Genomic DNA, 23,153 nt, shown 5'->3' on the forward strand with positions numbered 1-23,153 from the left:
GTAAACGAGGATTGTCATGACTGATTTTGCCAACGCCATTCCGACCGCCGTTGATATCGTTCGGCGCGAAAAGTGCTACGAGGGCTTCTACAAGCTCGATCGTGTGCACTTGCGCCATGAGTTGTTTGCCGGTGGCATGAGTCGCGAGATCAATCGTGAAGTGTTTGTTCGCCATGATGCGGTGTGCGTGTTGCCATACGATCCGCAGCGCGATGAAGTGGTGCTGATCGAGCAGTTTCGCGTGGGCGCCATGGGCAAGACCGACAACCCGTGGCTGATCGAGCTGGTCGCCGGTCTGATCGACAAGGATGAAGTGCCGGAAGAAGTTGCTCACCGCGAGGCGCAGGAGGAAGCTGGGCTTGTGTTCGGGGCGCTCTGGCCGATGACCAAATACTTTCCATCGCCGGGCGGCAGCAACGAATTTGTGCACTTGTACCTGGGGCGTTGCGACAGCACCGGAGTCGGCGGCCTGCATGGGCTGGAGGAAGAAGCAGAAGATATCCGCGTTACGGTCTGGGCGTTCGAAGATGCCTTGCAGGCCGTCCGCGACGGACGTATTGCCAACGCGCCAAGCATCATTGCCTTGCAATGGTTGGCCTTGAACCGCGCTGAAGTGAGGGGGCTATGGTCGTAAACAAGCTGCGCGATCGTTACAGGGTGGACCTCGTGGGGCTGCAAGCCTCCTGCGAGGCCAACTACGCGCGCCTCATGCGACTGCTGCCGGACATGCGCAACGAACCCGAGGCGCGGCGCATTGCCGTGACTCACGGCGACCAGATGCTCGGCGTACTGGCTCTCGAAGTGCTGCAGGTCTGTCCGTACACCACGACCCTGCAAGTGCGCCAGGAACACAGCCTGCCGTGGCTGCCGGTGCCGCAACTGGAAGTGCAGGTCTACCACGATGCGTGCATGGCCGAAGTGGTCAGCGCCGAACATGCACGACGCTTTCGCGGCATCTATCCTTACCCGAATGCCTCAATGCATCAGCCGGATGAAAAGGCCCAGTTGAATATGTTCCTGGGTGAATGGCTGAGCCATTGTCTAGCGTGTGGGCATGAGTACGCCGTTGTGCGCTGAGTGTGAACTGCGTCAGATTCACACGTTTCCTCTTTTGATCGTCCCCCAGCATAATTGCGGCACTCATCCAATCCCGTGATTCAGCCTGGGAGAACGCCTTGCCGAGCGTATCCACATTGACCACCGCCGATTCGGCGTTGCTGGTGCAACTGTCCGACAGTCATCTGTTTGCCGAAGCGGACGGGAAGTTGCTGGGTATGAATACCCGGGACAGCCTGCAAAAGGTCATTGAGCTGGTGCGCCTGCAGCAGCCGCAGATTGACCTGATCGTTGCCAGCGGTGATCTGTCTCAGGACGGGACGCTGGAGTCTTATCAGCTGTTTCGCGACCTGACCCGGCAGCTCGATGCGCCGGCGCGCTGGATTCCTGGCAATCATGATGAACCGCGGATCATGGCCGAGGCGGCGGTGCAAAGCGCATTGCTGGAGCCGGTGGTGGATGTCGGTAACTGGCGGGTGACTTTGCTGGATTCGGCGGTGCCGGGGTCGGTGCCGGGCTATTTGCAGGATGAGCAGTTGCAGTTGCTGGCGCGTTCGTTGAGTGAGGCGCCGGAGCGGCATCATCTGGTCTGCTTTCACCATCATCCGGTGTTGATCGGCTGTTTGTGGATGGAGCCTATCGGCTTGCGTAATCCTGAGGCCTTGTTTGCGGTGCTGGATCGCTTTCCGCAGGTGCGTGCTGTTTTGTGGGGGCATGTGCATCAGGAGGTTGATCAGGTGCGCAAAGGGGTGCGGTTGATTGCTTCGCCTTCGACTTGCATTCAGTTTGAGCCTGGGAGTGATGATTTCAAGGTTGGGGAGCAGGCACCGGGGTATCGCTGGTTGCGGTTGTTGCCGGATGGGCAGATTGAAACGGGTGTTGAGCGGGTCACCGGGTTTGATTTTCAGGTTGATTTCGGGTCGAACGGGTACTGACTTTTCATCTTGGTCTTGGCGGCCTGATAGCCGACCAGGTTCTTGTTTACCGGGTACATATCCGTTTCTGCGGTAACGGCGGCTGGCGGTTTCGCCCTTACGGCGAGTCCCTTTTGTCAAACGCCACAAAAGGAACCAAAAAGTCTCGCCCCATGCGTCCGGCCCCTCGCTAAGGCTCGGCGTTCCTTCGCTCCGGTATCCATCCGGGGACACTGCCCTCCGGTCTGCTTCGCGACGACCTACATGCAGCGTGTTCGACTGCGTCGAACGGCGCTGCGCGCCACTCCCCGGATGAACACCTCCACTCAGCCTCCCGAAAGGGGCGGGTAGATCAAGATCAAGAGCTGCAGGCGAGCTAACGCTCGGCCTGATGAGTGGTGAAGAGCGAAGCGTGTACAGCGAACCCCTTGTAGGAGCGAGGCTTGCCCGCGAAGGCGGCCTGACAGCCGACCAATCTCTTTTCAGGTACCCACATTCCACTGTAGGAGCGAGGCTTGCCCGCGAAGGCGGCCTGACAGCCGACCAATCTCTTTTGCAAGTACCCACATTCCACTGTAGGAGCGAGGCTTGCCCGCGAAGACGGCCTGACAGCCGACCAATCTCTTTTACAGGTACACCCATTCCACTGTAGGAGCGAGGCTGCCCGCGAAGACGGCCTGACAGCCGACCAATCTCTTGCAGGTACCCACATTCCCCTGTAGGAGCAAGACTGCCCGCGATGGCTTCTACCCAGACCCCCATGCCCGCCATGCATATCCCGATCCCCTCGACTCCCTGTAAACTCTGCGTTCTTTACCGACGCACAGGGAGCTCAAATGTCCGGTTCGATCCTTTATATCCACGGCTTCAACAGCGCGCCTTCGTCAAAAAAGGCCACGCAGTTGGTGCAAGTGATGGACCGCCTGGGTTTGAGCGATCAGTTGCGCGTTCCTGCCTTGCATCACCACCCGCGCGAAGCCATCGGTCAGCTGAACAAGGCGATTGAAGACCTTGGGCGGCCACTGCTGGTAGGCAGCTCACTCGGCGGCTACTATGCGACTCACTTGGCCGAGCGCCATGGCCTCAAGGCCCTGTTGATCAACCCTGCCGTCAGTCCGCACCGGATGTTTGACGGGTATCTGGGGACGCAGAAAAACCTGTATACCGATGAGGCCTGGGAATTGACCCACGACCACGTGACGGCCCTGGCCGAGCTGGAAGTGCCGGCGCCCCAGGATCCGCAGCGGTATCAGGTGTGGTTGCAGACCGGCGACGAAACGCTGGACTATCGCCTCGCCCAGCAGTATTACCGCGCCTGTGCCTTGCGCATCCAGGCCGGCGGCGACCATAGTTTCCAGGGTTTTGCCGCACAACTGCCGGCAATGCTGAGTTTTGCCGGTATCGGCGCAGATTTGTATCAGGCGATCGATTTCACAGCACTGTGAGTCGTCGTCTCTTTTTCACAGAACACTTTTTTGACAGGCGGACGACGAGACCCCATGGCCACTCCCAGCGCTAGCTCTTATAACGCAGACGCCATCGAAGTCCTCTCGGGCCTCGACCCGGTGCGCAAACGCCCCGGCATGTACACCGACACCAGTCGGCCGAACCACCTCGCCCAGGAAGTCATCGACAACAGCGTCGACGAAGCCTTGGCCGGGCACGCAACGTCGGTGCAGGTCATCCTGCACGCCGATCACTCCCTGGAAGTCAGCGATGACGGCCGTGGCATGCCGGTGGACATTCACCCGGAAGAAGGTGTGTCGGGCGTCGAGCTGATCCTCACCAAGCTTCATGCGGGTGGCAAGTTTTCCAACAAGAACTACCAGTTCTCCGGCGGTCTGCACGGGGTGGGTATTTCGGTGGTCAACGCTTTGTCGACCGAAGTCCGGGTGCGCGTGAAGCGCGACGGCAACGAATACCAGATGACTTTCGCCGACGGTTACAAGAAAACCGAGCTGGAAGTGATCGGCACCGTCGGCAAGCGCAACACTGGCACCAGCGTGTTCTTCGCCCCGGACCCGAAGTACTTCGATTCACCGAAATTCTCCATCAGCCGCCTCAAGCACGTGCTCAAGGCCAAGGCCGTTCTGTGCCCGGGGCTACTGGTCAGTTTTGAAGACAAGGCCACCGGCGAGAAAGTCGAATGGCATTACGAAGACGGCCTGCGCTCCTACCTGGTTGACGCCGTCAGCGAATTCGAACGCCTGCCGGACGAGCCGTTCTGCGGCAGCCTGGCCGGTAACAAGGAAGCGGTCGATTGGGCGCTGCTGTGGTTACCGGAAGGTGGCGACAGCGTGCAGGAAAGCTACGTCAACCTGATCCCGACGGCGCAGGGCGGCACTCACGTCAACGGTCTGCGTCAGGGCTTGCTCGATGCGATGCGCGAGTTCTGCGAATTCCGCAGCCTGTTGCCGCGCGGTGTGAAGCTGGCGCCGGAAGACGTCTGGGAACGCATCGCTTTCGTGCTGTCGATGAAAATGCAGGAACCGCAGTTCTCCGGCCAGACCAAGGAACGTCTGTCGTCCCGTGAAGCGGCGGCGTTCGTTTCCGGTGTGGTCAAGGATGCGTTCAGCCTGTGGCTCAACGCTCATCCGGAAACCGGCATGCTGCTGGCGGAACTGGCGATCAACAACGCCGGCCGTCGTCTCAAGGCCAGCAAGAAGGTCGAGCGCAAGCGCATCACCGCCGGGCCGGCATTGCCGGGCAAACTCGCCGACTGCGCCGGGCAAGACCCGATGCGTTCCGAGCTGTTCCTGGTGGAAGGTGATTCCGCCGGCGGTTCGGCCAAACAAGCGCGGGACAAGGAATTCCAGGCGATCCTGCCGTTGCGCGGCAAGATTCTGAACACCTGGGAAGTCGACGGCAGCGAAGTGCTGGCCAGTCAGGAAGTGCACAACATCGCCGTCGCCATCGGTGTCGATCCGGGCGCGGCGGACATGAGCCAGCTGCGTTACGGCAAGATCTGCATTCTCGCCGACGCCGACTCCGACGGCCTGCACATCGCCACCTTGCTTTGCGCCTTGTTCGTCCAGCATTTCCGCCCGCTGGTGGATGCCGGTCACGTTTACGTCGCGATGCCGCCGCTGTACCGCATCGACCTGGGCAAAGAGATTTACTACGCCCTCGACGAAGCCGAGCGCGATGGCATTCTCGATCGCCTGGTGGCCGAGAAGAAACGCGGCAAGCCGCAGGTCACCCGATTCAAAGGCCTGGGTGAAATGAACCCGCCGCAACTGCGCGAAACCACCATGGACCCGAACACGCGGCGTCTGGTGCAGTTGACGCTGGACGATTTCGAAGCGACCTCGGAAATGATGGATATGCTGCTGGCGAAGAAACGCGCCGGTGACCGCAAATCCTGGCTGGAATCCAAAGGCAACCTCGCCGAGGTTCTTGGCTGATGCGGGCTGGCTTTGCCCTGGCGTGTGCGTTACTTCTGACCTCCGTTTCGGCGCTTTCCGAACCGGCACCGCAGTTGCGCCTGTTGTCCGAGCATCCCGTCGACGGCATGCGCGGCGGCAATCTGTCGGGGCTGGCCCAGTGCGGCAAAGACTTGTGGACGGTCTCCGATCGCGACGATGACCAGATCTACCGTCTCGATACCCGCGACACGGTCTGGCAGGCCGAAACCGTGGGCATCGGCGTGCCGGCGGTGCCGGACAGCGGTTTGCCCTGGGGGTTGCGTTCGCGGGCCTGGGTCGCGGCGTTTGTACGGGGCGGGGACTTGGATTTTGAAGGCATCACTTGCGACAGCGCGGGTAATCGCTACATCGTCAGCGAGTCCCATGCCGCGATCCTGCAAGTGCCGCCCGTTGGGCCATCGTCCTGGCTGAAGATCTCGCCGATGCTGGTTCGCGAAGCGCGGGCCAGCGGCATGCTGTTGCAGTTCAATGCGCTGTTCGAGGGGCTGGCGATCAATCCGGCGGGCGATCAATTGTGGCTCGCCGCCGAGCGTCAAAGCCGTGGCTTGTTGCTGATCAAGCGCAAACAGACGGTGTGGGATTGCGACGGTGGCTGCGTGCTGCTGAGCGAGGCGGGGAAAGAAATGCAGCCGGCACAGTTTCCACGGGCCAAAGCCGTGACTCGGGACTTTGCCGATGTATCGCTGTTCAACGGCAAGCTGTTTACCCTTGAACGCAACGCTTACCAGATCTGCCGCCGCGACCCGGAGACGGCCAAGGTCGAGCGCTGCTGGTCATTTGCCGATGAAGCCTTGCAGGAACACCGCCGCTATCAAAATCCGTTTGGTCTGACTGAAGCGTTGATGGTCGACGCTGAGGGTGCCTGGGTCGGCACCGACAACAACAACGATGCCCGCGCCGATGGCGAGGTTCGCCCGGTCGTCTGGCGCTTCGCCGCGCCTGAAGGTGGCTGGAGTGCCAAGCCGTGAGCCAGCAAACGCCGGGAAAGCGTGCCGGTCGGGTGTTCATGGTGCTGGCCTGGTGCGCGGCCCTGTTCCTGGCGACGCGGTTTTTCGGCCAGTGGGAGGATCGGCAGCAAAATCCCAATGTGGTCGTCAGCTCGGAGCAGGGCGAAGGTTTTATTGAAGTGAAACTGGCCAGCAACACCCAGGGGCACTTCGTCGCCAGCGGCCAGATCAATGGCCAGCCGGTGGATTTCATGCTGGATACCGGGGCAACCGATGTGGCAATCCCGGCGCAAATGGCCGAACGGCTGAAACTGGAACAAGGCTTCGGGGTGACCCTGAGCACCGCCAACGGTCGTACCGAGGGTTATCGAACCCGCGTCGACCGGCTGCAACTGGGCGACATTGTGCTGCGTGATGTGCGCGCCATCGTCGTGCCAGGCCTGGATGGCAAGCAAGTGCTGCTCGGTATGAGCGCGCTGAACAAACTTGAATTTACCCAGCGCGGTGGCACCATGCTGCTGCGCCAGACAACGAACCGATGAGGCCCGCATGAGCGACTCCCTTGATCTCAGCCTGGACGGTGTAGAACGCCGGTCACTGGCTGACTTCACCGAAAATGCCTACCTCAACTACTCCATGTACGTGATCATGGACCGTGCCTTGCCGCATATCGGCGACGGCCTGAAACCGGTACAGCGGCGCATCATCTATGCGATGAGCGAGTTGGGGCTGGACGCCGACTCCAAGCACAAGAAATCGGCGCGTACCGTCGGTGACGTGCTCGGTAAATTCCACCCGCACGGCGATTCGGCCTGCTACGAAGCCATGGTCCTGATGGCCCAGCCGTTCAGCTATCGCTACACGCTGGTCGACGGCCAGGGTAACTGGGGTGCGCCGGATGATCCCAAGTCCTTCGCCGCCATGCGTTACACCGAGGCGCGGCTGTCGCGTTATTCCGAAGTGCTGCTCAGCGAACTGGGCCAGGGCACGGCGGACTGGGGGCCGAACTTCGACGGTACACTCGACGAGCCGCTGGTGTTGCCGGCGCGTTTGCCGAATATCCTGCTCAACGGCACCACCGGCATCGCCGTGGGCATGGCCACCGACGTACCGCCGCACAACCTGCGCGAAGTCGCGACAGCCTGCGTGCGCTTGCTCGATGAACCCAAAGCCACGGTCGAGCAGCTCTGCGAGCACATCCAGGGCCCGGATTACCCGACCGAAGCGGAAATCATCACGCCTCGTGCCGATCTGCTGAAAATGTACGAAACCGGCAAGGGGTCGGTGCGCATGCGCGCCGTGTACCACATCGAAGACGGCGACATCATCGTCACCGCGCTGCCGCATCAAGTCTCGGGCGCCAAGGTGCTGGAGCAGATCGCGGCGATGATGCAGGCCAAACCGTCCAAAGCCCCGCAAATCGCTGACCTGCGCGACGAATCCGACCACGAGAACCCGTGCCGGATCGTGATCATTCCGGGCGCGCGGAAGAATTTCGACCACGATGCGCTGATGCAACACCTGTTCGCCAGCACCGAGCTGGAGTCGAGCTACCGGGTCAACATCAACATCATTGGCCTGGACGGCAAACCGCAACTGAAAAACCTGCGGGCGCTGCTGGTCGAGTGGCTGGAATTCCGCGTGCAGACCGTGCGTCGCCGCCTGCAATTCCGCCTCGACAAGGTCGAGCGTCGCCTGCACCTGTTGGACGGTTTGTTGATTGCCTACCTCAACCTGGATGAAGTGATTCACATCATCCGCACCGAGGAACACCCAAAAGCCGCGCTGATCGCACGGTTCGCCTTGAGCGAAATCCAGGCCGACTACATTCTCGACACCCGTTTGCGTCAGTTGGCGCGACTGGAAGAGATGAAACTGCGTGCCGAGCAGGATGAACTGCTCAAGGAGCAAGCCAAGCTGCAAGCCCTGCTGAGCAGCGAAGCCAAGCTGAAAAAGCTGGTACGTACCGAGCTGATCAAGGACGCCGAAACCTATGGCGACGACCGTCGTTCGCCCATCGTCGAGCGCACCGAAGCCAAGGCCCTGACCGAGCACGATCTGCTGCCGAACGAGAAAGTGACTGTCGTGCTGTCGGAAAAAGGCTGGGTGCGTTCTGCCAAAGGCCACGAGATCGACGCCACCGGGCTTTCCTACAAGGCCGGGGATGGTTTCAAGGCGTTGGCACCGGGTCGCTCCAACCAGTTTGCAGTGTTTATCGACTCCACCGGTCGCAGTTATTCGGTGGCGGCCCACACGCTGCCATCTGCCCGTGGCCAGGGCGAGCCGTTGACCGGCCGTCTGACGCCGCCGCCAGGGGCGAGTTTCGAATGCGTGCTGATGCCGGAAGACGATTCGCTGTACGTGATCGCCTCCGATGCCGGATACGGCTTCGTGGTCAAGGGTGAAGACCTGCAAGCCAAGAACAAGGCGGGCAAGGCGTTGTTGAGCTTGCCGAACAACTCGAAGGTCATTCTTCCGCGCCCGGTGACCGATCGCGAGAACAATTGGCTGGCCTCGGTGACCACCGAAGGTCGCCTGCTGATCTTCAAGATCAGTGATCTGCCACAATTAGGTAAGGGCAAAGGCAACAAAATCATCGGGATCAACGGTGAGCGTGTGGCCAGTCGCGAAGAATATGTCACGGACATCGCCGTACTGCCGGAGGGCGCCACGTTGGTGCTTCAGGCCGGAAAACGTACGTTGTCCCTGAAAGCGGACGACCTCGAACACTACAAAGGTGAGCGTGGTCGTCGTGGTAACAAACTGCCACGTGGCTTCCAGCGGGTCGATGCGCTGCTCGTCGAAAACCTCAATTAAGCGGCCTAGAGCGCTCGATCTGCGATTTAACGCGTAGATCGACGCTTTGCCGCTGGAGTCGGAACGCATATTCACGGATGATATGGCCTTTCAAGCGCCGGCGTGGCCGAGCGTTCTTCATATTTATTGAGTATTTTCACTGTGGTTAGCCTTGTGGCAACCACCTGGATGGGACGATGACTGCTCTGCGCCTTCCTTTTATTTTGATGCTCGCTGGCGTTCTTGGCCTGGCGGGTTGCAGCGTTCACCAGCCGGTGTCGCTGTATCAGCTGGACAGCGGAAGTCCGGTTCAGCCTGCGCAAAGCGCCGGCATGGCGGTATTGCTCGGCCCGGTAACGCTTGCGGATTACCTGCAACGCGAAACCTTGTTGCAGCGACAGCCGGATGGCAGCCTTCAGGCGTCGACCGACGGTCGTTGGGCTGGAAGCCTGTCGTCGGACGTTGATCAGCTGTTGCTGCGTCAGGTGGCGGGCCATCTGGACAGTCAGCGGGTTGTGCTGGCGCCTGCGACCCTCGGCTTCACGCCGGATGTCCAGGTGCTGCTGACGATTACTCGTCTGGACTCGGGCGAATCGCAACCGGCGATCCTGGATGCGCAATGGCGCCTGATCGACCGTCGTGGCCAGGTTCGCGATAACCGCATCATTCACCTGCAAGAGCAGCACGCAGGCGGCACGGCGGCTCAGGTTCAGGCTCAAGGGGTGTTGCTGCAGCGTCTGGCCGAGCAATTGTCCGTGGCGCTCAAGCCACTGGCTAATCAACCGCCGATCGCTGAAGCACCCAAAAAGCCTGCTCCGAAGCCTGTGGCTCCCGCGGCAGAGCAAGAGAAACAGCCGAAGATCCCGATGGCCTCGCCGATCCGGACCGATATGGAAGTGTTCAGGTTCTAAGCCTGGATTGATCCAAGAACAAAGCCCGCAGTGATGTGGGCTTTGTTGTTTCTGCAGGGTGCAGATATCTGACGCTTGTCCTGAGCTCTTCGCGAGCAGGTTTTGTGTCGTACACCTATCGCGCGAACGACGCAGGACCTGTGGGAGCGAGCCTGCTCGCGAAGAGGCCGGGACACAGGCAACAAAAAAGCCCGCAGACGATCACTCGTCTGCGGGCTTCTTCACTTCTGGGTTTAAGGCTTACGCCCGACGCTCATGCATCCGCGCCAGTTGTCGCTCCAGCATCGACGGATAAGGCTCCATCAACCGCTCCACACAGCACGCACCCTCAGGGCTGGCAATCGGGCGGATCCGCGCACGCTGGCGTATCAGCGCGTCGTCACCGATCTTGCGCTCCACCAGCAGCAGGTTGCGGCTGTGTTGCGACAAGGCCAGGGCATCCTGAGCGGCTTCGGTCAGCAGCAGGTCGATCTGGCTCAGACCGAATAGCTCATCACCCAGCGTCAGGCCCAGCTGCAATTGCAGGGTGATGCCGCTGTCTGCAACTTCAATCTGTAACTGATGACCCAAGGCTCGCAACAATTCACCGCAGCAGATTGCGTTGGTCAGGTAATCGTCGCCGCTGTCTTCGGTGTGGAACAGCATCAGCGTGCTGCCATCGTTCAGGGTGTGCAGTTCGCTCTGATAGAGCGAAGCTGCCTGATCGAGGCAGTCGCGATAGCGTTTCAGCAGTTCTTCCAGGCGGGTGCGAGGCAGACGACGCAGTTGATCTTGAGCGCCCAGTTGCACGGCCAGTACGGCGCTGTGCTGCGGCACGTTCGAAATCACCGGTTTGGCGAGCGGCTTAGGCGCAACGTCGGACGATTCATCACGCAAGTCAGCAAACGCATCGTCGTCATCATCGTCTTCAACGGTGCTGACACTGCGCCGTGGCGCTGGCTTGAGGCCGGCCACAGGTTTGCTTTCATCGAAACTCGGATCCCGCAGGTTGCGCACTTCGAAGGACGGCTCGTTATCGTCGGCGTCTTCATAGTCGCTGTCGTCGAATTCCGGCTCCGGCACGGGTTCCGGTTCGGCCGGCTCCGGCGCGAAGTTGGCGTGCAGCTGACGGGCCAGGTCGCCGATCTCGTCCTGGCGCTCGGTGGCCGGGGTGTATTCGTCGATATTGCGCAGCCACACGCGCAGTTGCAGCAGCGGCGTGGAGATGTGTCGGCCCAGGCGCAGGCTCAAGGCCAGGGACAGGGCCAGCAGAATCGCACTCAAAATGCCCATGCTTTGCAGGCTGATGGTCATGGGCTGCTGGAACTGATCCATGTCCAGGCTGATGCGCAGTTGCCCGGCGGTGACGTCCTGGAACGTGATCTTGCTCTGGTACATGCCCTCGGCTTCGCCCAGCAGGCTGTGCTTGGGGCGCTGACCGGCTTCGGCGAGGATGCGGTTATCCACGCTGTAAATGGCGGCGTGGGCCACCAGCTTGTTTTTGGTCAGGTTGTTGAGCAGCACGTTGAGGCTGAGGATGTCGTTGGACACCAACAGCTCCGTGGCGGACGTGGCAGTCTGCGTGGTCAGGCTTTCACCCAGCGCATCGGCCTGCTCGTGCATGGCCTGCTTGAACTGCAAACCCATCACGCAGGCGTAGATCACCAGGGCCAGAGCGACCAGGATCACGTTATGGCTGGCGATGCGCAATGCAATCGGTACACGGCGGTGGCGCAGTGCACGGAAGATCAGCAGAAAGAAGTTATCGGTTTTTACTGGCGTGGGCCGGTTCACTTGAGCTCGGCTCTTTTGTCCGTGAAGTTGACGCGCAGTATAGCGACAGGCCCTAGACCGGCAAAGCGCTCACGGTGCCCGATGGTCACTGAAAGTGGGTAGAATGCGGTTTTTTTCCACTTGCGGGGGTGCGCCTTGCGCGAAATCGTCCTGATAAACATCACGGGAGTCGACCGACCGGGTCTGACTGCGGCCATTACCGGCGTTCTGGCCCAGGGTGGTGTGAACATTCTCGACATTGGTCAGGCGGTGATCCACGACACCCTGTCGTTCGGCATCCTGGTTGAAATTCCTGATACCGAGCAAGGCAAGTCGGTGCTCAAGGACATCCTGTTCAAGGGGTACGAGCTCGATCAGCAGGTGCGATTCACCCCGGTGTCCGAAGGGGATTACCAGCAGTGGGTCGGCAATCAGGGCAAAAAGCGCCACATCGTGACGCTGTTGACCCGCAAAGTAACCGCCGGACAGTTGCAGGCCGTGAGCTCGATCACCGCCAAATATGGCCTGAACATCGACCACATCGATCGCTTGTCCGGGCGCATGCCGTTGGACACCCCGGCCGACAAGGGCAAGGGCTGCATCGAGTTTTCCGTGCGCGGCGAAGCGGCTGACCCGCAGGCGCTGCGGGCTGAATTCCTCAGCGTCGCCCAGGAACTGAACGTCGACATCGCCTTTCAGGAAGATTCGCTGTTTCGCCGTAACCGCCGCCTGGCGGTATTTGACATGGACTCGACGCTGATCGAAGCCGAAGTCATCGACGAACTGGCCAAGGCAGCGGGCGTGGGCGATCAGGTGTCGGAAATCACCGAGCGAGCGATGGCCGGTGAACTGGATTTTCGCGCGAGCTTCAAGGAACGCCTGGCCTTGCTCAAGGGGCTGGACGTCAGCGTGCTGGATTCGATCGGTGCTTCGTTGCGCCTGACTGAAGGCGCCGAAACCCTGTTTGCCGAGCTAAAGCGCCTGGGCTACAAGACCGCGATCCTGTCGGGCGGCTTCACCTACTTCGCCAAGCAATTGCAGGCCAAGTTGGGCATCGACTATGTGTTTGCCAACGAGCTGGAAGTGGTCGACGGCAAGGTCACCGGTGTGGCGGTCGAGCCGATTGTCGATGCGCAGCGCAAGGCGGATCTGCTGAAGGAGCTGGCGCACAAGGAAGGTTTGCGCCTGGAGCAGACCATTGCGGTCGGCGACGGTGCCAACGATTTGCCGATGCTGGCAATTGCCGGCCTGGGCGTGGCGTTCCGCGCCAAGCCGCTGGTGAAGCAGTCGGCAAAGCAGGCGATTTCCACCCTTGGATTGGATGGCGTGCTGTATCTGCTGGGCTTTCGGGACCGTGACGGGCAGCTCTGAGTCTCCCCAGAGCTGAAAGGCGCTTGTGGCGAGGGAGCTTGTCGGATCGCCGCACCGTCCCGCTGGGCTGCGAAGCGGCCCCGAAAAAGGACTGCTACGCAGTCCATACGGGAGCAAGCTCCCTCGCCACAGGTATTGGATTCATCCTCAGAGCGACTTCCACAACGAATCGAAATCCTCCTCGACGCCGCTCCCCGCGGCGTTGTCGTTTCTGCTCGCCTCCAGCGAACGGTAGGCAAACTGATTGAAGCTGTTGGTGCTCGCTACTCGCCGATCCAGCCCGGCGCGGCGTTCCTGGCCGTTGGTGTTGATCAGCACTTTGCTGCCTTCCTGAAAGGGCAGGCGCGGAGCGAGCAACGTGGCGGGCAGGTCGATGGCGCTGATTTCCGGCAGCAACAGGCCGCGCAGATATTGACTGTGGTCGTCCCGCGTTCGCACCAGTTGCAACCCGCAAGGCTCGGCGTAAGGCGCGACCTGCTCGATCCCCATTTGCGTCCCGCCGCCGCGCACCTGACGAATCCAGCGCACCACCGCAATACTCCAGCCCTGATTGGCAGAGTCCTGGATGCCGATCATTTCGCCAGCCTGCAACTCGGCGGGCACCGCGTCGGGCCACGCCAGGCAATAACCGCCGGGGCTGTGGTTGATGACCGGCAGGGCGTAAGTCGGAAAGTGCCGATTGTTATCGGCCGCCTCCTGGCCGTCGTCGCTCTGGAGGTGCGGGTATTCAATTTCTTCGTAGGGCAGCAAGGTATCGGCGCTGCCGTGGGGGGCGGCGTCGAACGCGTGGTGCCATTGGTCCTTTCCCTGGTTCGTCGGGGACGCTGCCGAGAACTGCGCGAGTCGAGTGCCGGGGTTTTTCAGAATATCGCTGAACGAACGTTGCCCGCCCAGGTAGAAGTGCAATGCGCTCATGCCCACACACAAGGTCAAGGTGCCTTGGCCAACCGTGCGCTGAAAACTGCGTTCGGCCGCCTGGCCCCAGGCAGCGTGCAGGTGTTGCAGGGTATCCAGGCTGAGCCCGGTCGGTACCGGCAGCGGCGGTGTGCCGTCATTGCCTTGCAGATGCGCTTCGATGGCGGCGACCAGTGGCTGCGGATCAATCCCCAGCAAACCGGCCTGCTGCTCGGCCCTGAATTTCGAACGATAGCGCGGCCCGGTGTCGAGGTCCGGCGCGACGGCAAACAATCCGTCTGCGGGTTGGCCGGGTTGCAACTTTATCCATTGGCTCCAGGGCTCCAAGACCTCGGCGAGCCGGGCGATCTGGTTCTGGCGCAGTTGATTGCAGCGGGACGCGCCCAGCAGCAGGGCGGTTACATAAGTCTGTTCGACGCTCAGGGTTTTGGTCTGGCTGGCCAACTCATCGCGCAGGCTCAGGTGCTGGAGTTTGAGTGCGCAGGCGATCCGATACAGCTGATGCAGCTCCAGCCACAGGCCTTCCGGTACCGGGCAATACAGTTGAGTCGAGCGAATCAGCGGCCCGTTCAGGCAATGGATCGCCCGCTGCAACGCTTGGGTCAGCAGCGATGCTCGGTCCTTGCTGAAGCGCGGGGTGATGCGCACGACGATCTGTTTGTAACCAATCGCCAAGTGATTTTGCAGGGCCTGGCAGAGGTTGGCGATCTTGCGCGAACGCTCGTCGAGCACTATCGCCTGGTGCAGGAAATGCCGTTCCAGGTGTTTGCAGACGTAATACACCTCGGGTCGCAACAGTTCGAGCAGTTGCAGGCGATTGTCGCTGGGGGTGAGCAGCTGGTTGAGTTCGCTCAAGCCTTGATAGAGCAGGCGAGCGGTTTCACCGATGTTTGCTTTGGGCAGGTTGGCGATCCAGCGCTTGAGGTCGCGTGGCGTCGGTTCACAGAATGTCAGGCGCAATTGAGCCGGGATCGGGGCGCGTAGCAGCTGGTGAGGGCTGGTTTCATTCATGCCGTAGAAAAACTCCAACCGGGAAATGGGCAGTGAATGATCTGACTGTAGCAGTTACGGATGTCGACCGTTTGTCTGTCAGTCGAGTGCTGCCCGGGCGTACTACTAATCTGACACACGTGCGACTGGATACGCACGGTCGTGCGGCCTGCTGCCTACGCAGGGCAGGTCTCTTGTAACTTCAAGGAGATGAGGTTCATGTCTAGATACGTAGTGGCAAATCAATGGGGCGGTAGTTCGGCACCCTGGCATCCGGGCGGAGACTGGACGTTGGGTGCGAGGGACAACCAGAACGTGGTCGCGATCGAGATCAAATCGGGCGATGGCGGGAAGAGCTTCACCGGCACCATGACTTACGCGGGTGAAGGTCCCATTGGCTTCAAGGCTCAGCGCACGGGCCAGAACCAGTACAACGTGGAAAATCAGTGGGGCGGCAACGACGCTCCATGGCATCCGGGTGGCAAGTGGGTCATCGGCGGCCGTGATAATCAGAACGTTGTGGCGTTGAGCGTCACCTCCAGTGATGGAGGGAAAAACCTCAGTGGCACCAATACCTACGCCAACGAAGGGCCGATCGGCTTTCGTGGGCAGATAGAGTAACGGCGCTACCGAAATGTCCGCCCCTTCGAAGACGTTCGATGGGGCGGATTAGCCAATCAGGCTGCTGGCAGGCCCAGCGCCTGGCCCATTTGTACTGGCGACAGGGCGCCGAGCCCTTCAGCCCACTTCACCTGATCCGGCCCGAACAGCACCACAGCGGTCGAACCCAGCTTGAAGCGACCCAGTTCCGCACCTTTTTCCAGATGGATTGGCGCGCGGGCGGCTTCGTCGTAACGGAAGGTTTTCAGCTCGCGTTTCGGCGGCGTCACCAGCCCGGCCCACACGGTTTCAATCGACGCCACGATCATCGCGCCCACCAGCACCACGGCCATCGGCCCGCGCTCGGTGTCGAAAATGCACGCCACACGTTCGTTGCGGGCAAACAGTTCCGGCACGTTTTCGGCGGTGGTCTGGTTGACCGAGAAAATCCGGCCCGGGATGTAGACCATCTCGCGCAGGGTGCCGGCCAGCGGCATGTGCACGCGGTGGTAGTCTTTCGGTGACAGGTAAATCGTCGCAAAGTCGCCGCCCATGAACGGCGCAGCATTGGCGGCATCACCGCCCAGCAATTCCAGCACGCTGAAACTGTGGCCCTTGGCCTGGAACACGCGGCCATGTTCGATCGGGCCGAGTTGGCTGACCGCACCGTCTGCCGGGCTGAGAATGGCGCCCGGGGTTTCATCGAGCGGGCGAGCGCCGTCTTTCAAGGCACGGGTGAAGAACGCGTTGAAGTGCTCGTAAGCCGTCAGGTCTTCGACCAGCGCCTGGGACATGTCCACCTGATAGCGCTTGGCGAACCAGGCGGTAAAGGCATTCTTGAACCAACGCACGCGGCATTCGGCAATGCAGCCGGCCAGTCGCGAGAGCAAGTGGTGAGGCAGCAGGTATTGGCTGAGGATAAACAAACGCTTATTCATGGACTGTCCTTAAAAACCTTAAATCTCTACGGGCGTATCGGGGTGGTTGCCCCATTCGCCCCAGGAGCCGGCGTAGCCTTTGACCCGCGGATAACCGAGGGATTTGGCCACCAGATAAGTGAAGCCAGAGCGATGGTGAGTCTGGCAGTGGGTAATGACTTCTTTGTCTTTGGTGATACCGAGTTGTTCCAGGATCTGCGGCATGTCCGTGCGGATGCGCAGGTTGCGCGCTTGATCCATGCCGGCCGTCCATTCGAAATTTACTGCTCCGGGAATGTGCCCGGCCTTGGCTGCCAGGACTTTCTCGCCGGAGTATTCCAGAGGGCCACGCGCGTCCCAGATCGCCAGGTCGGCGGCACCGAGACGGCTTTGCAGGTATTCGCGGGTGGCGGTCGGCTCGTCGTGCAGGGTCAACGCAATCGGGCCGCCAGCGGGGGCCGGGATCTGGATCGACATGGGCATGCCTTCTGCCAGCCAGGCTGTCAGGCCGCCGTCGAGATAGTGGTAGTTGCGATGGCCGATGACATCGAGCAGCCAGATAAAGCGCCCGGCCCAGCCGCCGCCTTCGTCGTCATAGACCACGTAGGTGGCATTGGCGTTATGTCCCAACTCACCGAACAACGTTTCGAGTGCCGCTTGCGGCGGCATCAGCCCAGGCGCAGGCGCCTGGCCGAGTTGTGTGCGTTTGGGATCGACAAAGCGTGCACCGGGAATATGCCCTTCGGTATAGCGGGCACTGCTGGTCAGGTCCACCAGAATCAGTTCGCGGGACTCAAGGCGAGGGAGCAAGTCGCTCGGCTCGATGACCAGCGCCAAGCCAGAGAAGTCAGACATGTGAGGTCTCCAGAGCACAAAAGGGAGGATTGTAGCGCAGCATTCATTGACCGCGCTGGCTAAAGCTATGGAGTGCCTTTTCAATGCACTGCGCGGTTTTACCGAAGGCTTGCACGGTGATTTCCGAGAATGGCCCGCCGCCCTGATCCGCCACAACGACCATGATCACCCGACCATTGTTGACCAGCGAGCGCAGCAGCAGGTGTTCGCCGCGAAACTGCGCACGCAGGCTGGCGGGTAGCAGCGCCGAGAACTGGGCGTTGTTGGCCGGGGTCAATCGCACCTGGGCCTGTTGCGAGAGCAACCGTTGCAGCACAGTGCTCTGACTCACGACCAGGTTTAGCCCCGCCGCTTCCTTCGCCAGCCCGGCCGTTTGATGCGCACGCAAATTGGCGTGGGTGCGGTCAGCCATCAAAATCATCACTCGACGCATACCGCATGCGACCAGTGCGTCCCGGGCCGACGTGGTCAAGTGCATTGCATTGGTGAAGCGGCTCGGCTCGACCAGCAGTTCAGCACATTGTTTACGCCATGCCGTCAGGTTTTCGGTGGTCGGCGCCGGTGCCGGCAGCAACCCGGCGTGAATGCGGTTCACGCCCGAGGGCCAGATCAACGCTACGGCGGGGTGCCAGATGTCCGGCATGGCGTGCTGGTGCGCGCTGTTCACGGCTTGTTGATGCAGTTGCTGCTGCACGTCGCTCATCGGCATTTGCAGGTAAAGGCTGGTCAGGTATTGCCAGCGCTCGCTGTGCGGGCTGTCCCAGGCCTGTTGCGCCGACAGTGCCAGCCCATTGGCCAGCAACACGGTATTGGCCGGTTGGTTGAGCCAGCGACGCAAGGTCGGATCGTCATCGAGGCGGTTTTGCTGGCGCAAGGGATGCTCGCTGTCCCGGGCAATACGCAGGACTTTGACCAGTTCGCGCTGCTCGTTGAGCAGCAGGCGATAACCTTGCTGCACCCAGATTGGCAGGCGCCAGATGTCCACCAGCGCCTGGCAGATGTCCAGCAGGCGAACGCCGAACAGGTCCTTTTCGACTTTGCGCGCTGACTCGCCTTTATGAATGACCCGCAGTTCCCATTCTTCGAGCAACTGCGGATGAGTCAACGCCATCGGCCAGAGCGGCGAGAGAAACAGCAGGCTGCCCCAGTGGATGTCCTGCCAGAGCCGCGCCAGGCGAGCGGCAAAAAAACCGTTGGCCTGTTGGGTCGCGTGCTGGCTGATCATCTGTATCTGACGCAACGCCACCGGGATCTGTGATTGCGGTTCGGCAGGCAACCGGGCGAGCAATTCCTCGGTGCGTTTCAACCCGAGACGATTGATCGCCACCTCAAGGTTTTCCGCCGGGTCGGTCATGCTGCCGTGGGTATGACGATTGGCTTCACGAATCACGCTCAAGGCCAGGGCCGGGCTGTCCTGCAACAATTCGGCGATGTCGCGAATCGAGCTGCGGTTGTCGGCGAGGGCCTTGCAGACACGGTCGTGACTGTCTTGCGGAACCGGCAGACGCACGCCATCGAGAAGCTTGACCCAGCCTTCAAGAGTGGTTGGTTTTGGGATCGGGGTGTTCGTTTCGTTAGCCATGGTTGGACGTGATCATCGTCTGCATTACCTATGCCCAGAGAGGGCTAAATTAGCTTTTCGCTTGAACTGGCTATAGTCTGGCGCAGTTTTGCCGATAAGTAGAAGAAGAGATTTTTTAACTTCCGAATATGACCTTGAACCCGACTCAGTAAGTGCTCTCCTACCTATGGCTAAAATAATCGGCATCATCGTCGTATTCGCGAGCGTGCTCGGCGGATACGTGCTTTCCCACGGCAAGATTGCCGCCCTGATTCAACCTTTCGAGGTGTTGATTATCGGTGGTGCGGCCCTCGGTGCATTCCTGCAGGCCAACCCAGGTCACATGTTCAAACTCGTTCTCAAGAAAGCGCTGGGAATGTTCAGTTCGCGCTTCAACCACACGTTCTATCTGGAAGTGCTGGGCCTGATCTACGAGATCCTCAACAAGAGCCGCCGCGAAGGCATGATGGCGATCGAAGGCGACATCGAAGACGCCGCCGCGAGCCCGATCTTCGCCAAGTACCCTGCGGTTCTGAAAGATGACCGCATGACCGCTTACATCTGCGATTACCTGCGCATCATGTCCTCCGGCAACATGGCGCCCCATGAGCTCGAAGGTCTGTTCGACATGGAACTGACCAGCCTCAAGGAAGACCTCGATCACCCGTCCCACGCCGTGAACGGCATCGCCGACGCCATGCCTGGCTTCGGTATTGTCGCGGCCGTATTGGGTATCGTGGTGACCATGGCCTCCCTGGGTGAAAGCGATCAGAAAATGATCGGCTTACACGTGGGTGCGGCACTGGTAGGTACTTTCTTCGGTATTCTCGCCGCCTACGGCTTCTTCGGCCCGCTGGCCCATGCCCTGGCCCACGAAGCCAAGGAGGAGCTGAACGTCTACGAAGCCATCAAGGCTTCGCTGGTTGCTTCGGCTTCCGGCATGCCGCCATCGCTGGCAGTGGAATTTGGCCGCAAGGTTTTGTACCCGGCGCACCGTCCTAGCTTCGCTGAGCTGGAACAAGCGGTTCGCGGTCGCTAAGTCATGGAAAACAACCAGCCGATAATCATCAAACGCGTAAAAAAATACGCGGCCGGACATCACGGGGGCTCCTGGAAAATCGCCTTCGCGGACTTCGCGACGGCGATGATGGCGTTCTTCCTGGTGCTGTGGTTGCTGTCCACCGCCACGCCGGAACAGAAGATTGCCATCGCCGGTTACTTCAAGGACCCGGTCGGTTTTTCCGAAAGCGGCACGCCATACATCATCGATCTGGGCGGCTCCCCGACCCTGGCGCCGGAGAACACCCTCAACCCTGAGGTGAAGTCTCAGCCGCAGCCGGACCGAGTCACCGTCGACACCGACCAGGTCGAAGGCATGGCCGAACAGGTGGAGAAGGAACGCCTGGAACTGTTGCTGCAAGAATTGCAGAACAAGGTTGATGAAAACCCGCAGCTGCAAAAATTCAAGGACCAGATCCTGTTCGAAATCACACAGGACGGCTTGCGCATCCAGATCATGGACGCGGAAAACCGGCCTATGTTCGACTCAGGCTCAGCGCGTCTGAAACCGTATTTCGAAGACATCCTGCTGGCCATGGCCGACACCATCAAAGCGGTGCCGAACAAGATCAGCATCAGCGGCCATACCGATGCCAAGCCGTACTCGGGCACCGGTGATTTTGGTAACTGGGAACTCTCAGCCAACCGTGCCAACGCCGCCCGCCGTGCCCTGGTCGCCGGCAGCTATCCGGATCAGCAAGTGGCGCGGGTGGTCGGTTATGCCTCGTCGGCGCTGTTCGATCGCGAGAACCCGTTCAACCCGGTCAATCGCCGGATCGACATCGTGGTGCTGACCAAAAAGGCCCAACGCGCCATCGAAGGTTCGCAAGGCGTTGAACCGGCACCTGCGCCAACGCAAGGGCAGGGCGGTCCGGGCGAAGTGCCGGCCACGCCGATCGATCCGAACGCATTGCCGGCGGATAAACTACCGCTGCCGGCCCATGAGCTACGTGAGCGATTGAATATCTTCGAAGACCCGGCACCGAAACCGGCGGAACCGCCGAAGCAGTGATCCACAACAATCAAGCCGACAGAGATGTCGGCTTTTTTGTGCGGCTTTCACGGGTTTGGACGTCACTGCATTTTTAGCGTGGGCATGGTCCCTGTGGGAGCGAGCCTGCTCGCGAAGGCTTTGTGTCAGGCGACGGGGGGAGGGCGGTGTACATATCCGTTTCTGCGGTAACGGCCGCCCATGGATCATGTTCGTGGCATCACGAACATGATCACGGCTACTTAATAACTGGTTTCCGGCAAACTGGCGATGATCGAGCGATAGCTGTTCATCCGCTGCTGCTGCACGCGACCCTCTTCCAGCGCCTTGAGCAAGGCGCAACCCGGCTCGCGGTCGTGCTTGCAGTCGCGGAAGCGGCAGGTGCCGATCAAGTCGTTGAACTCGATGAAACCGGCTTCGACGTCGGCACGGCTGACGTGGCCCAGACCGAATTCGCGGATACCCGGGGAGTCGATCAACTCACCGCCACCGGGGAAGTGGAACAACCGCGCGGTCGTGGTGGTGTGGGTGCCCTGGCCGGACAGCTCGGACAGCGGGCCGACACGGGCTTCGACTTCCGGCAGCAGGCTGTTGACCAGCGAGGACTTGCCGACGCCGGACTGGCCGACGAATACGCTGATGCGTCCGTCCAGCTGTTTTTGCAGCTGTTCCATGCCGTTGCCGTGGTGCGCCGAGACCTCCAGCACCGGGTAACCCAGCGTGCGGTAAACCGCCAGCAAGGCATTCAGCGCCGGGGCGTTCTGCTCGTCGATCAGGTCGAACTTGTTGAGCAGCAGCAGCGGACGAATCCCGGCGTGCTCAGCAGCGACCAGGTAACGGTCGATCAGGTTCGCGTGTGGCTCGGGCAGCGGGGCGAAGACGATGACGATCATATCGACGTTGGCTGCAACGGGCTTGAGCTGGCCACGGCTGTCCGGACGGCAAAGTTCGGTTTTACGCGGCAGTTGCGCCACGATTACCCCGATGCCTTGGTTGCCGGCACGCCAGACCACCTGATCACCAGTCACCAGCGCCGGCAGGTTGGCGCGCAAATGGCAGCGGAACACTTCGCCGGCCAGTTCGCCCTCAAGGGCTTCGACTTCGACCTGCACACCGAAGTGCGCGATCACCAGGCCCGTCTGTTCCGGACCCAGGTCGCCGCCCTCAAGTGCCTCGACAGCCGAGGACTCGCGTTTGGCGGCGCGGGCAGCGCGTTCACCTTGGATCTTTTCGATGCGCCAGTTTTGACGACGATTGAGTTGGCGTTTGGCCATGGGTGTTCCGTATCAAGAATGCAGCGATTAGGTAAAACGGCCGCGAGTTTAGCACGCCCGGGCGCCGCCCTAGGCTAAACTGCGCAGCATTGCCTAGGAGCCGACACATGCAAAACCCGCAGAATCTGATCTGGATCGACCTGGAAATGACCGGTCTGAACCCTGATACCGACGTCATCATCGAAATGGCGACCATTGTCACCGACAGTGACCTGAACACCTTGGCCGAAGGGCCGGTGATCGCCATTCACCACAGCGACGAGATCCTCGCCGGCATGGACGAGTGGAACACCCGTCAACACGGCGGCTCGGGCCTGACCCAACGGGTGCGCGACAGCCGCATCAGCATGGCCGAAGCCGAAGCCGAGACCATTGCCTTCCTGGAGAAATGGGTGCCAAAGGGCAAGTCGCCGATCTGTGGCAACAGCATCTGCCAGGACCGTCGCTTCCTTTATACCCACATGAAATCCCTGGAAAGCTACTTCCACTACCGCAACCTCGACGTGTCGACCCTGAAAGAGCTCGCCGCACGCTGGGCACCGGACGTGCGCGACAGCTTCAAGAAAGGCAGCACCCACCTGGCCCTGGACGACATCCGCGAATCCATCGCCGAGTTGCAGCACTACCGCAAGCATTTCATCAAGTTCTGAAGGGTGTCGGGCCTTTGTGGCGAGGGAGCTTGCTCCCGCTCGGCTGCGAAGCAGTCGTAAAACCTGCAAATGCGGTGTGACTGGAAGAATGCCGGGGAGCGCTTCGCGCTCCAGCGGGAGCAAGCTCCCTCGCCACAGGTTGCGTGTAATGCGTTCTCTTGCCCTCTTT

20 protein-coding genes are annotated in these 23,153 nt (G+C 60.7%); 14 read left to right on the top strand and 6 right to left on the bottom strand.

The annotated features are described in order from the left end of the window. Positions 1 to 16 precede the first annotated feature (16 nt). The 9 genes from HP062_RS23315 to HP062_RS23355 all read left to right on the top strand — a co-directional run bounded on the left by HP062_RS23315 (position 17) and on the right by HP062_RS23355 (position 10,049). The gene (locus HP062_RS23315) at positions 17 to 634 is read left to right on the top strand and encodes an NUDIX domain-containing protein (RefSeq protein WP_010464243.1); all 618 of its coding nucleotides are present in this window, start codon (positions 17 to 19) and stop codon (positions 632 to 634) included. Then, positions 625 to 1,077 (top strand): DUF1249 domain-containing protein, encoded by a 453-nt coding sequence (locus tag HP062_RS23320; protein WP_008153350.1) that lies wholly within the window; start codon positions 625 to 627, stop codon positions 1,075 to 1,077. Before HP062_RS23315 ends, HP062_RS23320 begins: the two co-directional genes overlap by 10 nt. A 98-nt stretch (positions 1,078 to 1,175) precedes the next feature. Next, positions 1,176 to 1,991 (top strand): 3',5'-cyclic-AMP phosphodiesterase, encoded by an 816-nt coding sequence (gene cpdA, locus HP062_RS23325; protein ID WP_083375186.1) that lies wholly within the window; start codon positions 1,176 to 1,178, stop codon positions 1,989 to 1,991. 815 nt (positions 1,992 to 2,806) lie between these two features. Continuing rightward, complete coding sequence (locus HP062_RS23330) at positions 2,807 to 3,415, top strand: YqiA/YcfP family alpha/beta fold hydrolase (protein ID WP_077750227.1); 609 nt, start codon at positions 2,807 to 2,809, stop codon at positions 3,413 to 3,415. A gap of 54 nt (positions 3,416 to 3,469) precedes the next feature. Next, positions 3,470 to 5,374 (top strand): DNA topoisomerase IV subunit B, encoded by a 1,905-nt coding sequence (gene parE / locus HP062_RS23335; protein ID WP_010464236.1) that lies wholly within the window; start codon positions 3,470 to 3,472, stop codon positions 5,372 to 5,374. Continuing rightward, positions 5,374 to 6,363 (top strand): esterase-like activity of phytase family protein, encoded by a 990-nt coding sequence (locus HP062_RS23340; protein ID WP_077750228.1) that lies wholly within the window; start codon positions 5,374 to 5,376, stop codon positions 6,361 to 6,363. The genes parE and HP062_RS23340 overlap by 1 nt, the downstream gene beginning before the upstream one ends. Continuing rightward, entirely contained in the window at positions 6,360 to 6,884 is a 525-nt protein-coding gene (locus HP062_RS23345) for a TIGR02281 family clan AA aspartic protease (RefSeq protein ID WP_077750229.1), read from the top strand. Before HP062_RS23340 ends, HP062_RS23345 begins: the two co-directional genes overlap by 4 nt. Before the next feature lie 7 nt (positions 6,885 to 6,891). Further along, a complete protein-coding gene (parC, locus tag HP062_RS23350; RefSeq protein ID WP_010464231.1) occupies positions 6,892 to 9,159 on the top strand; it encodes a DNA topoisomerase IV subunit A in 2,268 nt (755 codons plus the stop codon). A 176-nt stretch (positions 9,160 to 9,335) separates the two neighbouring features. Then, entirely contained in the window at positions 9,336 to 10,049 is a 714-nt protein-coding gene (locus HP062_RS23355; RefSeq protein WP_010464228.1) for a membrane integrity-associated transporter subunit PqiC, read from the top strand. Between the two features lie 240 nt (positions 10,050 to 10,289). On the opposite strand, the gene HP062_RS23360 is transcribed toward HP062_RS23355, so the two are convergent. Further along, positions 10,290 to 11,822, bottom strand: a complete 1,533-nt coding sequence (locus HP062_RS23360) for an AhpA/YtjB family protein (RefSeq protein WP_172792090.1) — start codon at positions 11,820 to 11,822, stop codon at positions 10,290 to 10,292. Between the two features lie 135 nt (positions 11,823 to 11,957). Between HP062_RS23360 and serB the strand changes: the two genes are divergently transcribed. Continuing rightward, a complete protein-coding gene (gene serB / locus HP062_RS23365; RefSeq protein WP_010464223.1) occupies positions 11,958 to 13,172 on the top strand; it encodes a phosphoserine phosphatase SerB in 1,215 nt (404 codons plus the stop codon). Positions 13,173 to 13,319: 147 nt separating this feature from the next. Here the strand turns inward: serB and HP062_RS23370 are convergent, their stop codons facing one another. Further along, positions 13,320 to 15,098: a molecular chaperone gene (locus HP062_RS23370; protein ID WP_172792091.1), complete on the bottom strand. Its 1,779-nt coding sequence runs from the start codon at positions 15,096 to 15,098 to the stop codon at positions 13,320 to 13,322. Between the two features lie 198 nt (positions 15,099 to 15,296). Here HP062_RS23370 and HP062_RS23375 point away from each other — a divergent pair, with 198 nt between their 5' ends. Beyond that, positions 15,297 to 15,698 carry a hypothetical protein gene (locus HP062_RS23375; RefSeq protein WP_042932429.1) on the top strand — a complete coding sequence of 134 codons (402 nt, stop codon included), beginning with the start codon at positions 15,297 to 15,299 and terminating at the stop codon, positions 15,696 to 15,698. A gap of 56 nt (positions 15,699 to 15,754) precedes the next feature. Here HP062_RS23375 and asd read toward each other — a convergent pair whose 3' ends face one another. Genes asd through HP062_RS23390 form a run of 3 tightly spaced genes read right to left on the bottom strand, consistent with a single transcriptional unit; the run spans position 15,755 to position 19,031 of the window. After that, positions 15,755 to 16,615, bottom strand: a complete 861-nt coding sequence (gene asd / locus HP062_RS23380) for an archaetidylserine decarboxylase (protein ID WP_010464219.1) — start codon at positions 16,613 to 16,615, stop codon at positions 15,755 to 15,757. An 18-nt stretch (positions 16,616 to 16,633) separates the two neighbouring features. Further along, entirely contained in the window at positions 16,634 to 17,449 is an 816-nt protein-coding gene (locus HP062_RS23385) for a rhodanese-like domain-containing protein (RefSeq protein WP_010464217.1), read from the bottom strand. 43 nt (positions 17,450 to 17,492) lie between these two features. Further along, complete coding sequence (locus HP062_RS23390) at positions 17,493 to 19,031, bottom strand: HDOD domain-containing protein (protein WP_172792092.1); 1,539 nt, start codon at positions 19,029 to 19,031, stop codon at positions 17,493 to 17,495. Between the two features lie 166 nt (positions 19,032 to 19,197). Between HP062_RS23390 and motA the strand changes: the two genes are divergently transcribed. Both motA and motB read left to right on the top strand, forming a co-directional pair. After that, entirely contained in the window at positions 19,198 to 20,049 is an 852-nt protein-coding gene (gene motA / locus HP062_RS23395; protein WP_077750234.1) for a flagellar motor stator protein MotA, read from the top strand. 3 nt (positions 20,050 to 20,052) lie between these two features. Further along, positions 20,053 to 21,081, top strand: coding sequence for a flagellar motor protein MotB (gene motB, locus HP062_RS23400; protein ID WP_102594084.1), 1,029 nt, complete (start codon positions 20,053 to 20,055; stop codon positions 21,079 to 21,081). A gap of 221 nt (positions 21,082 to 21,302) precedes the next feature. Here the strand turns inward: motB and rsgA are convergent, their stop codons facing one another. After that, positions 21,303 to 22,334: a small ribosomal subunit biogenesis GTPase RsgA gene (gene rsgA / locus HP062_RS23405; RefSeq protein WP_010464204.1), complete on the bottom strand. Its 1,032-nt coding sequence runs from the start codon at positions 22,332 to 22,334 to the stop codon at positions 21,303 to 21,305. 107 nt (positions 22,335 to 22,441) lie between these two features. Between rsgA and orn the strand changes: the two genes are divergently transcribed. Then, the gene (orn, locus tag HP062_RS23410) at positions 22,442 to 22,984 is read left to right on the top strand and encodes an oligoribonuclease (RefSeq protein ID WP_007995036.1); all 543 of its coding nucleotides are present in this window, start codon (positions 22,442 to 22,444) and stop codon (positions 22,982 to 22,984) included. The last annotated feature ends 169 nt before the right edge of the window (positions 22,985 to 23,153 follow it).

Origin of the sequence: Pseudomonas sp. B14-6 (assembly GCF_013260315.1) — a bacterium.
In the GTDB taxonomy this organism is placed as follows: Bacteria; Pseudomonadota; Gammaproteobacteria; order Pseudomonadales; family Pseudomonadaceae; genus Aquipseudomonas; species Aquipseudomonas mandelii.

Excerpts from the sequence above, each read along its gene's own strand:
- HP062_RS23390 (WP_172792092.1), bottom strand. The coding sequence starts at position 19,031 with ATGGCTAACGAAACGAACACCCCGATCCCAAAACCAACCACTCTTGAA.
- HP062_RS23340 (WP_077750228.1), top strand. The coding sequence starts at position 5,374 with ATGCGGGCTGGCTTTGCCCTGGCGTGTGCGTTACTTCTGACCTCCGTT.
- motA (WP_077750234.1), top strand. The coding sequence starts at position 19,198 with ATGGCTAAAATAATCGGCATCATCGTCGTATTCGCGAGCGTGCTCGGC.
- HP062_RS23370 (WP_172792091.1), bottom strand. The coding sequence starts at position 15,098 with ATGAATGAAACCAGCCCTCACCAGCTGCTACGCGCCCCGATCCCGGCT.
- HP062_RS23320 (WP_008153350.1), top strand. The coding sequence starts at position 625 with ATGGTCGTAAACAAGCTGCGCGATCGTTACAGGGTGGACCTCGTGGGG.
- HP062_RS23355 (WP_010464228.1), top strand. The coding sequence starts at position 9,336 with ATGACTGCTCTGCGCCTTCCTTTTATTTTGATGCTCGCTGGCGTTCTT.
- HP062_RS23375 (WP_042932429.1), top strand. The coding sequence starts at position 15,297 with ATGTCTAGATACGTAGTGGCAAATCAATGGGGCGGTAGTTCGGCACCC.
- parE (WP_010464236.1), top strand. The coding sequence starts at position 3,470 with ATGGCCACTCCCAGCGCTAGCTCTTATAACGCAGACGCCATCGAAGTC.
- motB (WP_102594084.1), top strand. The coding sequence starts at position 20,053 with ATGGAAAACAACCAGCCGATAATCATCAAACGCGTAAAAAAATACGCG.
- HP062_RS23330 (WP_077750227.1), top strand. The coding sequence starts at position 2,807 with ATGTCCGGTTCGATCCTTTATATCCACGGCTTCAACAGCGCGCCTTCG.
- asd (WP_010464219.1), bottom strand. The coding sequence starts at position 16,615 with ATGAATAAGCGTTTGTTTATCCTCAGCCAATACCTGCTGCCTCACCAC.
- orn (WP_007995036.1), top strand. The coding sequence starts at position 22,442 with ATGCAAAACCCGCAGAATCTGATCTGGATCGACCTGGAAATGACCGGT.
- rsgA (WP_010464204.1), bottom strand. The coding sequence starts at position 22,334 with ATGGCCAAACGCCAACTCAATCGTCGTCAAAACTGGCGCATCGAAAAG.
- HP062_RS23385 (WP_010464217.1), bottom strand. The coding sequence starts at position 17,449 with ATGTCTGACTTCTCTGGCTTGGCGCTGGTCATCGAGCCGAGCGACTTG.
- parC (WP_010464231.1), top strand. The coding sequence starts at position 6,892 with ATGAGCGACTCCCTTGATCTCAGCCTGGACGGTGTAGAACGCCGGTCA.
- HP062_RS23315 (WP_010464243.1), top strand. The coding sequence starts at position 17 with ATGACTGATTTTGCCAACGCCATTCCGACCGCCGTTGATATCGTTCGG.